This window comes from Rhodopseudomonas sp. (assembly GCF_036404135.1).
Lineage (GTDB): Bacteria > Pseudomonadota > Alphaproteobacteria > Rhizobiales > Xanthobacteraceae > Rhodopseudomonas_A.
Map to the genome: position 1 here is coordinate 1 of NZ_DASWPE010000187.1, position 12624 is coordinate 12624.

The 12624-nt window shown below is 64.3% G+C and carries 13 protein-coding genes; 9 read left to right on the top strand and 4 right to left on the bottom strand.

All coding sequences use genetic code 11. The features are described 5' to 3' along the window. A partial coding sequence (locus VGC77_RS20895) for an integrase core domain-containing protein (protein ID WP_331173475.1) occupies nt 1-190 on the top strand: 190 nt, incomplete at its 5' end. A 161-nt stretch (nt 191-351) separates the two neighbouring features. On the opposite strand, the gene VGC77_RS20900 is transcribed toward VGC77_RS20895, so the two are convergent. Next, nucleotides 352-522 (bottom strand): hypothetical protein, encoded by a 171-nt coding sequence (locus tag VGC77_RS20900; protein WP_331173480.1) that lies wholly within the window; start codon nt 520-522, stop codon nt 352-354. Between the two features lie 477 nt (nt 523-999). Here VGC77_RS20900 and VGC77_RS20905 point away from each other — a divergent pair, with 477 nt between their 5' ends. The 3 genes from VGC77_RS20905 to VGC77_RS20915 are packed head-to-tail and all read left to right on the top strand — an operon-like array spanning nt 1000 to nt 3721. Continuing rightward, the gene (locus VGC77_RS20905; protein WP_331173481.1) at nt 1000-2166 is read left to right on the top strand and encodes a hypothetical protein; all 1167 of its coding nucleotides are present in this window, start codon (nt 1000-1002) and stop codon (nt 2164-2166) included. A gap of 33 nt (nt 2167-2199) precedes the next feature. Further along, entirely contained in the window at nt 2200-2982 is a 783-nt protein-coding gene (locus VGC77_RS20910; protein WP_331173482.1) for a hypothetical protein, read from the top strand. Nucleotides 2983-3025: 43 nt separating this feature from the next. Then, nucleotides 3026-3721: a GntR family transcriptional regulator gene (locus VGC77_RS20915; protein ID WP_331173483.1), complete on the top strand. Its 696-nt coding sequence runs from the start codon at nt 3026-3028 to the stop codon at nt 3719-3721. Here the strand turns inward: VGC77_RS20915 and VGC77_RS20920 are convergent. Next, nucleotides 3663-4349, bottom strand: a complete 687-nt coding sequence (locus tag VGC77_RS20920; protein WP_331173484.1) for a GntR family transcriptional regulator — start codon at nt 4347-4349, stop codon at nt 3663-3665. The genes VGC77_RS20915 and VGC77_RS20920 overlap by 59 nt on opposite strands. A 342-nt stretch (nt 4350-4691) precedes the next feature. On the opposite strand from VGC77_RS20920, the gene VGC77_RS20925 reads away from it, so the two are divergent. From VGC77_RS20925 to mtnA, 5 genes are all read left to right on the top strand, one after another. Further along, nucleotides 4692-4913: a hypothetical protein gene (locus tag VGC77_RS20925; protein ID WP_331173485.1), complete on the top strand. Its 222-nt coding sequence runs from the start codon at nt 4692-4694 to the stop codon at nt 4911-4913. 11 nt (nt 4914-4924) lie between these two features. Next, nucleotides 4925-6784 carry a RiPP maturation radical SAM C-methyltransferase gene (locus tag VGC77_RS20930; protein ID WP_331173486.1) on the top strand — a complete coding sequence of 620 codons (1860 nt, stop codon included), beginning with the start codon at nt 4925-4927 and terminating at the stop codon, nt 6782-6784. 63 nt (nt 6785-6847) lie between these two features. Then, nucleotides 6848-8059: a YbfB/YjiJ family MFS transporter gene (locus VGC77_RS20935; protein WP_331173487.1), complete on the top strand. Its 1212-nt coding sequence runs from the start codon at nt 6848-6850 to the stop codon at nt 8057-8059. A 76-nt stretch (nt 8060-8135) separates the two neighbouring features. Next, nucleotides 8136-8882, top strand: coding sequence for a class II aldolase/adducin family protein (locus tag VGC77_RS20940; protein ID WP_331173488.1), 747 nt, complete (start codon nt 8136-8138; stop codon nt 8880-8882). Next, the gene (mtnA, locus tag VGC77_RS20945) at nt 8879-10024 is read left to right on the top strand and encodes an S-methyl-5-thioribose-1-phosphate isomerase (RefSeq protein WP_331173489.1); all 1146 of its coding nucleotides are present in this window, start codon (nt 8879-8881) and stop codon (nt 10022-10024) included. Before VGC77_RS20940 ends, mtnA begins: the two co-directional genes overlap by 4 nt. A gap of 219 nt (nt 10025-10243) precedes the next feature. Here mtnA and meaB read toward each other — a convergent pair whose 3' ends face one another. Both meaB and VGC77_RS20955 read right to left on the bottom strand, forming a co-directional pair. Beyond that, complete coding sequence (gene meaB / locus VGC77_RS20950; RefSeq protein ID WP_331173490.1) at nt 10244-11314, bottom strand: methylmalonyl Co-A mutase-associated GTPase MeaB; 1071 nt, start codon at nt 11312-11314, stop codon at nt 10244-10246. After that, a partial coding sequence (locus tag VGC77_RS20955) for a methylmalonyl-CoA mutase family protein (RefSeq protein ID WP_331173491.1) occupies nt 11314-12624 on the bottom strand: 1311 nt, incomplete at its 5' end. The genes VGC77_RS20955 and meaB, both read right to left, overlap by 1 nt.

A 12624-nucleotide genomic window follows, 5' to 3' on the forward strand; every position in this document is an offset into this window, starting at 1 on the left:
GATCGAGCGCTTCTGGCGCACAATCGACGACGACGTCATCGACGGCGCCACCTTCGACAATCTCGAGCACTTCGCCAACGAACTGTTCGAATACCTGATCTATTACAACAACCACCGGCCTCATCAGGCGCTCGGCGGACAAACCCCAAAGCAATTCGCCGAGACCAAAACCATTCAATCAGCGAATTAATGAACACGCACAATTGCGAGAAGCTCTTGCGACGAAGCAATCCAGGGCCACGCTTGCGGCCCCTGGATTGCTTCGCATCGAAGCCGGCGCTACGTGCCGTCCTCGGCTCGCAAAGACGGAGCGGGCGCAACAGTTTCAATGGTTTATTTTCGGCCAGCCTCTCAGGCGAAGCGCTTGGCCGCCAGCAGGATCAGCAGCACCGACCCCGAGGTGACGACCACCGCGGCCATATTGATTGCGCTGCCAACAGCGGCCCGAAGGACCGGCGTCTCCGACGCGCCGGCCTTGCCGACCTTCGCGGCTTTCGCCTTGGATCGCTTTTTCGCAGCCATGATACCCCCGGTCGAAATGGGTCAGGCTGCCTCGCAGCCTGACCCGACGCGCTCCCTGCCGAAGTTGGTCTTCGATCGCGCCTGTCATCGCACGGCGATCGATCGAAATTTCTTAAAGACCGCTGGTTGTCCCCGGCGGTCGCGCTCCATGGTTTACGGGACCACAATGTGGGCCGGCCTGCACAACGGCCGCGCCGATCCGGACGAGCGGGAGCGATGACGAGGGTCGCCGCCAAGGTCCGGCAAGATGGGCCGGCCGCTCGCGCCGGCGGCGGGGTAGCACGCCACGACCGACTGCCCGTCAGAGCTGCCCTGCCAGGGCTCGCCTTTTCCAGTCTGCGAGCGCGGCCGCCCCGCCGCCTTGACATCTAACGATAATCGATTATCGTTAATATATAACTCGACAGGCCGGCGCGAACGATCAGCCTGCAGGCGTCGGCTTTCGTTTTCCTCATTGGTCGAAGGAGCGATGAAGCGATGACGGGATTTATCAACGGTGCCGTCGAGGCTCTGGTCAGAGATCTGCGCGCAACGATTTCAAGCAGCCCCGAATTTTCCCATAACGATGATATTATCGACGCGTTCGCCGCGTTCGAAACCTCCTGCCGCATTCGTCCGGCAATCGTCGATTACGTCGACTCCAAGGTGGCAACGGCAGACAACGACACTTGCTTTTCCGACAAACAACTCCAGCTATTGATGCTGTCCGTCATCGCACGGTCGTCCTCCACCTACGGAACCATCCCCGGCGTGGTCAGTCATCTCGCGCTGATCGGGGAACATGATGACGCCGCGATCTTGAACGAGAACGCCAAGAACGAAACCGGCGACCGCCGCAACACCCCGCATCCGGTGTTGCTGTACGATTGCTTCAAGGTGATCGGCGAAGCCTTCTCGATCCCGTATCTGACGCCGGCCAGCTATCACATGCTACGGCTGATCCTGATCGGCCGCAGCCTGTGCCCGGAACGGGATTTGTCCAGCGTCGCCGGCGTCAAGCAGTATCTGCTGGAGCAGGATCTCTACGTCCCGCGCCACACCGACGCCGACGTTCGCGTCGCCCTGCACTACACCGACCTTTCCAAGGCCGACATCTCGCTGCTGCATTCCGACATTCTCAAGATGGAATCCCGGATGCAGGACGGCGCCGCGGCGCCATCCGACAGAAATCCCTACGACAAATCGTGGCTTGCGGTGCGGCGACTGGAGCTGGCGATGCGCGAAGCCAGTTCGGTCGATGAGCACGACACCCAGCGACTGTCCTATATCGGCAGCTGGGGCCGGGTGGTCGACCATCTTGCGGACAATATCCCTACGGCGCATCACCGTCGCGCGCGAGCCTGGGTCGAGGCGCACAATGACGAAATCGCCGGACAGGCGGTGGGCTGGTCGGGCGCCGCAGAAGAAGGCCACGCCGAGGACGCCCGCGAGCAGGCGGTGCAGATGATGACGACGGTGCGGCCGGCGACCTTTGCGGCGGCGCTGCGAGAGGTGACGTTGCTCAACAATCTCAGGCTCGCCTTCTGGATTCGCGTGGTCGACGACCTCAACAGCCTAGAGGCCGAAGACGCGCCGCAGCCTGCGCTCGACGGCCCGTTCTTCGGCGAACGCCCGCGGCCGCCGATTGCGGCCGCGATCGGATAGTTGGATGTTATCGCCATATCGGACAGCTGACGCGTGGACCTAATCGCCATCAAATTATTCGTGACGCCGGCCTTGATGCTGGCCGTCACGCTGGCGGCGAATCGATGGGGCAGTTTTGTGGGCGGCGTTCTCGCAGGAATGCCTCTCACCTCCGGACCGATCCTGCTTTACCTGACGATCGAGCAAGGGCCGGGGTTTGCCGCCAATGCGGCATCCGGCACCACCACCGGGATTGCCAGCGCGCTCGTCTCCTACCTGGCTTACGGAGTGATCAGCGCCTATGCCGGCCGGGTGATCTCGGCCGGCGCCATGCTCGCGGCCTACTTCGCCGCGGCGCGCTCGATGATGGCGGCGCCATCCTATTTGCAAACCTGGACGGTGATCCTGTCGGCGTTGGGATGCATCTTTTTCCTGACCCGCAACACCAGAAGATCCGCCGACTCCGCGCTGAGCCCGGCCTGGGATCTTCCGGCGCGGATTTTCGCCTCCACGGCCATCGTGTTCTTCGTAACCACCTCGGCGCGCGCCCTCGGCGCCGAATGGAGCGGAATCTTCACCCCGATCCCGGTGATCGCGTGGCCGCTGATCGTGTTCGTCCACGCGCAGCGCGGCCGCCCGGATTGCCTCGCGGTGCTGCGCGGAACGGCGGCGGGCTCCGTCGCAACTTTGGCCTTCTGCACCATCGTGCGCCAGTACATCGATCACCTGCCGGCGGCGCAGGTGTTCCTTATGGCGACGATGGCGGCGGCCGCGACCTCCATCCTGTCGGCCCTCGCCCTGATCCAGCACCAAATGCGTGTCGATCAGTCGCGCTGAGCGATAAGATGGATTCCCGCCCCGCCGATCCGAGGACCGCCCGATGAAACTGAACAGCCCACGCTCGCCCCAGCAGAGTTCGACAACGGCGTCGTTCGTGGTTGACGCGTTGCGGCACTCGATCCTGCAAGGCGAGGTCGCTCAGGGAGCGCGGATCCGGCAGGACGCCACGGCTCTTCAATTTGGCGTGAGCCAGATGATCGTGCGCGAGGCGTTCAAGGATCTGGTGAACGAAGGGCTGTTGCAATCCGAGCCGCGCCGCGGCGTCTCGGTGACGCTGCTCAGCGTTGACGAAGCGCTGGAGATCACCGTGCTGCGCAGCATGCTCGAACCGCAGGCGTTGGAATGGGCGATGCCGCACATCACCGACGGCGATTGTCAAAAGGCCGACGCGCTGCTGCGGGAATTGGACGTCGCGGCCTCGATCGACGACATCGTCCGGCTCAACGGCCAGTTTCACATGGCGCTCTATGCCCCGTCGAAGAAACAGCGGACGCTGGACCTGATCGCATCGCTGCGATCGAATTTCGAGCGATATCTGCGCTACACCTGGACCGCGACCTCGCATCGCGCGAAATCCCAGGAAGAGCATCGGCAAATCCTCGAATTGTGCCGCACCCGCAAGATCAAACCGGCTCACCGCCTGCTGAAGGATCACATCCTGGCGACCGGCGACCTTCTCATCGAGAAACTGCGCCGACAGCACGCCGCGGCGTCGCCGGCGTCTTCGCCGCCGTGACGGCTGCCTTGCCGTTCAGATGGTGGATGATGACGTCGCCGGTGCGACGGATATGCGCTTCCAGCAGGCTGCGCATCTCCGTCTCCTGCCCGGCCTGGCACATCCGAACGATTTTCCTGTGCTCGGCCTGCGACCGCGGCAGGTAGTTCAATTCCGACCACACGATGCGAAGATAGCGCTCCAAATTCTGGCGGGCGCCGTCGATTATCGACATGATGTGCGGCCGCCCGGCCTTGCGATAGAACAGCGAATGAAACTCGCGGTTCGTGGTCAGGACGTCGTCGACGGAGTCCGAATGATCGATGGCATCGATCAATGCGGTGGCCGCGCTGAGATCTTCCCGCGAGGTCCGCGGCATGCTCCACAGCATCATCTGCACCTCGAGCAAGCAGCGCAGCTCGGTCAGCTCGGACACTTCGGCCACCGACAATTCGGAGACGAATACGCCGCGGTTGGGCTCGGACACCACCAGCCCTTCGACCGTGAGCTGTCGAAACGCCTCCCGCACCGGCGTGCTGCTGACGCCGAACCGTTCGGCGATGTGATCCTGACGAAGCGGTTCGCCGGGACGGAAATCTCCTCTGACGATCGCCGTTCGCAGTTCGGTGGTGATGCGCGCAGGTTCCATTGCAACTCAGTCCCCTAGGTCGACAGACGAGCCACCCGGCCGCCGGATGCGGACGCCCGCCGCATCCAGCCGCCATCCAGCCAGACGCGGCCGACCAGACGCGGCCGACCAGACGCGACCCGCCCGCCGAATCCAGCCAGACGCGACCAGCTCGCCGGATCCCGACCCGATCCGGAATTGACTCGCTCTATTATATATGATTTAGTCTTAAGTATATAATAGCGCCGATCCGATGTGATACGCTGGATCATATATCACGAACCAAGCCGCGGCAAGCCCGGCCTGGTCGTCCATGCGCTCATCTTCGGATCGTCGCGGCCGGGTCCAGCGGAGGAGACGCCGATGACGACACAGCAGGGCGTGAGCGTTGTGGAACTGGAAAGCCTGCAGAGCTTTCTGCGCACCGAAGACAATCGCAGCCACTTCTTCCAGGCGCCGGCGGACACGCTGAAGCGCTTCAACATCGCGGCGACGCAGACCGTCGACGCCCATCTACGCGACTTCGGAAGGGCCGTCCGAGCGCGCACCAAAATGGCCGATCCTGTCACGATGATCTACGACTGAGGGAGCCGAAGATGTCGTTCACACCCGCACAGCCGAGCGTTCCGAAGCACAAAGACATTCTGCTGGTTCTGCCGCCGTTCCTCGGCATCGACCGGCCCTATCTCGGGCTGCACACGCTGCAGGCCTGCGCCAGGCGCCACGGATTCGATATCGGAATCCTGTACGCCAACATCTGGTACGCGTCCGAACTGGGCCGCGATCTTTACAACGACATCTGCTACGCCGGCCCCGAGCAACTGCTCGGCGAACAGGCCTTCTCGCGCGAGGCGTTCGGCCTCGCGCCGCAGCGGCCGCGCCGTCGCACCAGCGCCTATTCCGCGGCGGCGCATGACGACATCCTCGGCCGCCATGGTCTGTCGCTGGCGCAATTGCAGGACCACGCCTCGGATTGGACCAGACGTTTCGTCGACGCCACGCTGCGGTGCAATCCCCGCATCGTCGGCCTGAATTCGACCTTCGAGCAGACCGCCGCGTCGTTCTCGATTCTCGCGGAAATCCGCCGCCGCCGCCCGGAGATCGTCACGCTTCTCGGCGGCGCCAATTGCGACGGCCCGATGGGGGCCGGCCTGGCGGAATTGTTCGACTACCCCGATTACATCTTTACGGGCGAGAGCGAGGAAACCCTGGTGGCGCTGTTGCGGCAACTCAGCGCCGGGCAACGCCCCGCGCAACGGCTGATCGAAAGCCCGCCGCTGAAGAATGTCGGCGACATCCCGGTGCTCGATTATAGCGACTACTACGACTCCGTGGAGCGCTATCTCGAAGGCGGCATGTCGGCAATCTCGAACGGCACCTGGATGCCCTACCAATCCAGTCGCGGATGCTGGTGGGGGCAAAAGCACCATTGCACGTTCTGCGGGCTCAACGACGTCGGCATGAATTACCGGGAAAAAGCCGCCGACACCGTGCTGGGCGAGCTCGATGCGATGCTCGGCAAGCATCCGAACAACAAGGTGTTCATGGTCGACAGCATCATGCCGACCACCTATTTCAAGGATCTTTTGCCGGCGCTGATTTCCAGCGAACGCAAACTCGAGATCTTCTACGAGCAGAAGGCCAACATCTCGCTCGACCGCTGCGAAATGCTGGTCCGGGCCGGCGTCACCGTGATCCAGCCCGGCATCGAGGCGTTGTCCACGCCGTTACTGCGGTTGATGGACAAGGGAGTGACGGCGGCGCAGAATCTCGCTCTGCTGCGCTATGCGCGGGCCACGGGTCTCGGCCTGTACTGGAATCTGCTATACGCTTTTCCCGGCGATCAGGAAGCCGCCTACGAGGAAACCCTCGCGCTGCTTCCGAAGATCCGGCATCTGCATCCGCCGACCGGCACCTCGCATCTGATGATCGATCGGTTCAGCCCGTATTTCGAGCGGGCGGAGAAATACGGCGTCTCCAACGTGCAGCCGATGCCGGCCTATGCCAACGTGTTTCCGGAACGCGCCGATCTGATGAAGATCGCCTATCATTTCACCGGGGATTACGACAGCGCGCACCGCCGATCGCCGCATCTCAGCGCCCAAATCGATGCCCAGGTCGAGCTTTGGCGGGCCGAGTGGTCCAGCGACGTCGAGCCGCCGTCCTTGGCGATCGAGGCGCTGACCGAGGATTGCTATCTGCTGATCGATTCGCGCAATCGCGCGACCGCCGGCAGCCGGGCCCTGATCATCGACCGCGCGCAGGCGCAGCTCGCGCTGACGCTGCAGCAACTCGGCGCGGTCGATGCGGAGCTACGCGCGTGGGCGACGGCGGACGGCGCGGTCGCCGCCGAGATCGACGGCATGTTGGTGCCGCTGGCCACCGCGCGTCCGGCCTTGATCCGCGAACTGCAGAACGCCGCGCCCTCGGTTCAGGCGTCGCGCGCGGCGGCCTGATCGCTCAACCCAAGCTCCGGCGTCCGCCGATCGCGGACGTCTGGAGCGGCTCGGAACCTTGCAATGACAGTCACGCAGCCATGGGAAGTGCCCCGCAGCCGCAGCGGCGACGTCGTCACCGCGCTGGGCTTGTCCGCCGGCGCCGCGGTGTCGCTGGGATTCTCGCGTTTTGCCTACGCCTTGCTGCTGCCGTCGATGCAGAAGGACATGGCATGGAGTTATGTCGAGGCCGGCGCGTTGAACACCGCGAACGGCGCCGGCTACATCGCCGGCGCGCTGCTGGCGGCGTGGTCGGCGGCGAGATGGGGCCGCTGGCGCGCCTTCCTCGTCGGTTATATGGTCAGCGTCGCCATCCTGCTGTTGACCGCCTGCTCCTCCGATATCCGCCTGCTGTTCGCGCTGCGCCTGATCGGCGGCGCGGCGACGGCGGTGACGTTCATACTCGGCGCGGCGCTCGCCGCCGCGATCTGTCCGGCCAGCGATGCCTCGCGGCGCGGCACGCTGGTCGGCATCTATGTCGCCGGCAGCAGTCTTGGGATTCTGCTGGCCGGGCTGGTGGTGCCCGCCATCCTGTCGGAAGGAATCACGCGCTGGCCGTATGGTTGGATCGCGCTCGGATCGACCGGCCTGCTCGGCCTGTTCCCGGCCTTGATGGCCGCGCGATCGATCACCGAGTCCTCCGGACAGCAACTCTCTTTGCTGCGCGCCCGCGAGTTCTTGTCGATCCTGCCGACCTTCATCGGCTATGGCCTGTTTGGCGCCGGCTATGTCGGCTACATGACATTCATCATCGCTTTGCTGCGCGACCAGGGCAACAGCCAACAACAGATGATGCTGTTCTGGCTGTTCCTGGGCCTGGTCTCCACCGTCTCGACCTTGTTGTGGGGACGCGTGCTCGGGCATTTTCCGCGCGGCCTCGGACCTGCCGCGGTGTTCACAACCGCGATGTTGGGATCGCTGCCGCTGCTGATCGCGCCTGGCCCCGGAACCATGATGCTGTCGGCGTTGCTGTTCGGCGGCAGCTTCATGGCCGGGCCGACGTCGATCACCATTCTCACCCAGAAGCAGCTTCCGCTGGCGTCGTGGACCGCGGGCATCTCGCTTCTGACGGTCGGCTTCGCATTCGGTCAGGCGGTCGGACCGATCGCAACCGGCTTCGTCTCCGACCGCACCGGCGAGCTGTCGTCGGGGTTGTGGGTGTCGCCGATATGTCTCGGCTTCGCCGCCATCGTCATGCTGTTTCAACGCACCGCGATGCAGCGGGCCACGTCGTAGGACACCAGCGATGTCGAAATTGCAAGAACGCCACCAAGAACGACGCCAAGAACGCCCCCAGGAGCGGCCGATCGGCTTGAGCCATTCCGGCTTGCGGCAGGGCATCGTCAGGACCTGCCGGGAGATGAACGCGAAACGTCTCAATCAGGGCACCTCGGGAAACCTGTCGTGCCGCATCGATGGCGGCATGCTGATCACGCCGTCCGGGATCGCTTACGACAGGATGGCGGCGCAGGACGTCGTGGAGATGAGCATCGACGGCCGCTGTCACAGAGACAGGACGCCGTCGTCGGAGTGGCGCTTCCATCGCGACATCCTGGCCGCGCGCCCCGACGTCAATGTCGTGCTGCATAGCCATTCCATCTATGCGACGTCGCTGGCCATTCACCAACGGCCGATCCCCGCGGTGCACTACATGGTGGCGGTGGGCGGCGGCGTCGATATTCGCTGCGCGCCCTACGCCTGTTTCGGCACCCAGCGATTATCGGACCATGTGTTGGCCGCCTTGCAGGGGCGGATGGCCTGCCTGCTCGCCCATCACGGGCTGATCGTGCTGGCGACCAGCCTCGAACAGGCGATGTGGCGTCTGATCGAAGTCGAAACCCTCGCCGAAATGTATGTCCACGCGCTGGCGATCGGCGAGCCGCCGCGTTTGACCGAGGCCGATATGAACGAAGTGTTCGAACAGGTGAAAGCGCTGAATTACGGCAGCGGCAACGGCAGCGCCACCACCGCGCCGCCGCGCAACGCCGAGCCTCCCCAGGGTCGGATTGCCGAACGCGTCGCGCCCGGCTCCGCCGATCTCGCAGGAATCGCCAAGTGAACATCAACGGCAAGCATTATCGCACGATCTGGCCGAACCAGGCCGGAAACGGCGTGTGGATCATCGATCAGACGACATTGCCGCATCGCTTCGAGCTCGTCGAATTGCGCGACGTCGGCGACGTCGTCCGCGCGATTGCCACCATGCAGGTCCGTGGCGCGACGCTGATCGGCGGAGCCGGCGCCTACGGCCTGGCGCTCGCGCTGCAAGACGACCCGTCAAACGACGGCCTTGCCGAGGCCTATCGGCGTCTGCTGACCACGCGCCCCACCGCGGTCAACCTGCGCTGGGCGCTCGACCTGGTGCGGTCGGCTGTTCTGGCGCTGCCACCCGCGGAACGCGGCGAGCGGGCGTTCTGTCTCGCCGGCAAGATCTGCGACGACGACGTCGCGACCTCGCAGGCGATCGCCGAACATGGCTGGCAACTGTTGCGCGCGTGCTGGATGGACAAGGGCATGCCGGATCGGCTCAACGTGCTGACGCATTGCAACGCCGGATGGCTGGCCACGATCGACTGGGGCACGGCGCTGGCGCCGATCTATCTGGCGCACGATCATGGCATGCCGATCCATGTCTGGGTTGACGAAACCCGCCCCCGCAATCAAGGCGCCAGTCTCACGGCGTTTGAATTGGGCTGCCACGGCGTTGCGCATACCGTGATCGCCGATAATGTCGGCGGCCATCTGATGCAGCAAGGGATGGTCGACCTTTGCATCGTCGGCACTGACAGGACGACCGCGGCGGGGGACGTCTGCAACAAGATCGGCACCTATCTGAAGGCGCTGGCGGCGTGGGACAACGCGGTGCCGTTCTATGTCGCGCTGCCGCACTCCTCGATCGATTGGACGATGCAGGACGGCGTCGGGCGAATTGCCATCGAACGACGCGATCCGGCCGAACTCAGCCAGATCACCGGACGTACCGCGGATGGACGAATCGAGACCGTCAACATCCTGCCGGAGCACAGCGCGGCGGCCAATTGGGCGTTTGACGTGACGCCCGCCCGCTACATCACCGCGCTGATCACCGAGCGAGGCGTTTGTCCGGCAAGCCGCGCCGGGTTGGCCGCGTTGTACGGAGCAGCGCCGGCGTCGACATTTGTCGTGGGATCGGAGCGCCACGCCCTGCGGACGCAGCAGTGAGCGCGGGACTTGTGCCGCGGGCGAGCCATCAGCGTTGGCGCTGAGCCGAGAGAAAACGAAAAGGCAGCGCGTACAATCGGGGGTCTTGTCATTGCGAGCCGAGGCCGGCGCGTCGCGCCGGCTGAACAGCGAAGCAATCCAGGGGCTGCGCGTGTAGCCCTGGATTGCTTCGTCGCAAGAGGCTCCTCGCAATGACGAGTGGAGCGGCGGGTGTTGCGCCTAACCCTCGAGCGCCACCGCCAGGCCGAACATTTGCAGCAGCTTCAGGCCGGCCAGGGGAACGGTGATTTCTCCCTGTTCGACCTGACGACGGATCTCGGGCAGATGCGACTTCACGTCGGGATTGCTCCGCACCGCGTCCATCAACTTGTCTTCAATCAGATTCCACATCCATTTGATGCGCTGGCCCTTGCGGATCGCCTCCAGTTCACCGGACTCCTGGAAGATCTTGTGATGCGCCTCGACCCGCTCCCACAGCTCCGGCAGACCGATATTGCTGAGCCCGCTGATCTTCAGCACCGGCGGCTGCCAGTTCGGGCTCGACGGCGTCAGGATATGCAGCGCGTTGGCATAATGCTGCCGTGCCACCTCGGCCTTCTGCTCGTTGTCGCCTTCGCATTTGTTCACGGCGATCAGATCGGCCAGCTCCAGGATGCCTTTCTTGATGCCCTGCAACTCGTCGCCGGCGCCCGGCAACATCAGCACCAGGAAGAAATCGGTCATGTCGGCCACGACCGTCTCGTTCTGGCCGGCGCCGACGGTTTCCACGAGGATGACGTCGTAACCCGCCGCCTCCATCACCAACATGGTTTCCCGGGTGGTGCGCGTCACGCCGCCCAGTCGCCCCGATGACGGCGACGGCCGGATATAGGCGTGGGGATTGTTGGCCAGGGTTTCCATGCGGGTCTTGTCGCCGAGGATCGAGCCGCCGCTGCGGCTCGAACTCGGATCGACGGCCAGCACCGCGACCCTGTGGCCCTTCTCGATCAGCAGATTGCCGAAACTCTCGATGAAGGTGCTCTTGCCGACACCGGGAACCCCGGTGATGCCGATCCGGTGGGCTTTGCCGGTTGCCGGCGTGATCCCGATCAGAAGGTCCTGCGCCAGCTTCTGATGCTCGGGGTTGCTGCTTTCGACCAGCGAGATGGCTCGCGCCAATCGCATCCGGTCTCCCGACAGCACGCCCTTCACGTAGTCGTCGAGGGTCAACGTGGCGCGCACCGCGCGCCACGCCTGTCGTCCGTTGTCCGGCAGGACCGGGACTCTCCCAGTGTCCACCGAAAGCGTCATTATGCCGCCACCGTCTCAAAGCCGAGGTTGACCATCAGCTTGTTCAGCGTGTCCTTCGCCGCCTCGGAGATGATGGTGCCGGGCGGGAAGATCGCCGCGGCGCCGGACTGATAGAGGGCCTCGAAGTCCTGCGGCGGGATCACGCCGCCGACGACGATCAAGATGTCCTCACGGCCGAGCGCCTTGAGTTGGGCGCGCAACGCCGGCACCAGCGTCAGATGACCCGCCGCCAGCGAACTCACGCCGACGATATGCGCGTCGTTGTCCACGGCCTGGCGGGCCGCTTCTTCCGGCGTCTGGAACAGCGAGCCGATGTCGACATCGAAGCCCATGTCGGCAAAGCCGGTGGCGATCACCTTCTGACCACGGTCATGGCCATCCTGACCCATCTTGGCCAGGAAGATGCGCGGACGGCGCCCTTCTTTGGCTTCGAAGCGGGCCAGCAGTTGGCTAACTTCCTTCATCGGCGTGGAGTCCTTTCCGACTTCTGCGGTGTAGACACCCGAGATCGCCCGGATCACCGCCTTGTGCCGACCAAACACCTTCTCGCAGGCGTCCGAGATTTCGCCCACCGTCGCCCTGGCCCGAACCGCCACCACCGCGAGATCCAACAGGTTGCCGCTGCCGGAGGAGCAGGCCTCGGTGATCGCGTGCAGCGCGTGATCGACGTCGGCCTGGTTGCGATTTGCGCGCAGCTTCTCCAGTTTGGCGATCTGCTGCGTGCGCACCGAGCTGTTGTCGACCTTCAGGACGTCGATGGATTCTTCGCCACCGAGCCGATACTTGTTGACACCTACCACGGTTTGCTTGCCGGCGTCGATCCTGGCTTGCGTCCGCGCCGCGGCTTCCTCGATTCGCATCTTCGGAATGCCGGCCTCGATCGCCTTGGCCATGCCGCCGCTCGCTTCGACCTCCTGGATCAGGTCCCAGGCCCGCTTGGCGAGCTGGTCGGTCAGCGATTCGACATAGTAGGACCCCGCCCACGGATCGATGGTGTTGCAGATCCCGGTTTCCTGCTGGATGAACAGCTGGGTGTTGCGGGCGATCCGCGCCGAGAAGTCGGTGGGCAGCGCGAGCGCCTCGTCGAGTGCGTTGGTGTGCAGCGACTGGGTGTGGCCCTGCGTCGAGGCCATCGCTTCGAGGCAGGTGCGGACCACGTTGTTGTAGACGTCCTGCGCGGTCAGCGACCAGCCGGAGGTCTGCGAGTGCGTACGCAGCGACAGCGACTTCGGGTTCTTCGCCCCGAAGCCGTCGGTGAGCTTGGCCCACAGCAGCCGGGCCGCGCGCATCTTCGCGATCTCCATGAAGAC

What these genes read in the sequence shown, in the direction of transcription:
- VGC77_RS20900 (WP_331173480.1), bottom strand. Translation starts at nt 522, where the DNA reads ATGGCTGCGAAAAAGCGATCCAAGGCGAAAGCCGCGAAGGTCGGCAAG.
- VGC77_RS20905 (WP_331173481.1), top strand. Translation starts at nt 1,000, where the DNA reads ATGACGGGATTTATCAACGGTGCCGTCGAGGCTCTGGTCAGAGATCTG.
- VGC77_RS20915 (WP_331173483.1), top strand. Translation starts at nt 3,026, where the DNA reads ATGAAACTGAACAGCCCACGCTCGCCCCAGCAGAGTTCGACAACGGCG.
- VGC77_RS20920 (WP_331173484.1), bottom strand. Translation starts at nt 4,349, where the DNA reads ATGGAACCTGCGCGCATCACCACCGAACTGCGAACGGCGATCGTCAGA.
- VGC77_RS20925 (WP_331173485.1), top strand. Translation starts at nt 4,692, where the DNA reads ATGACGACACAGCAGGGCGTGAGCGTTGTGGAACTGGAAAGCCTGCAG.
- VGC77_RS20930 (WP_331173486.1), top strand. Translation starts at nt 4,925, where the DNA reads ATGTCGTTCACACCCGCACAGCCGAGCGTTCCGAAGCACAAAGACATT.
- VGC77_RS20935 (WP_331173487.1), top strand. Translation starts at nt 6,848, where the DNA reads ATGACAGTCACGCAGCCATGGGAAGTGCCCCGCAGCCGCAGCGGCGAC.
- meaB (WP_331173490.1), bottom strand. Translation starts at nt 11,314, where the DNA reads ATGACGCTTTCGGTGGACACTGGGAGAGTCCCGGTCCTGCCGGACAAC.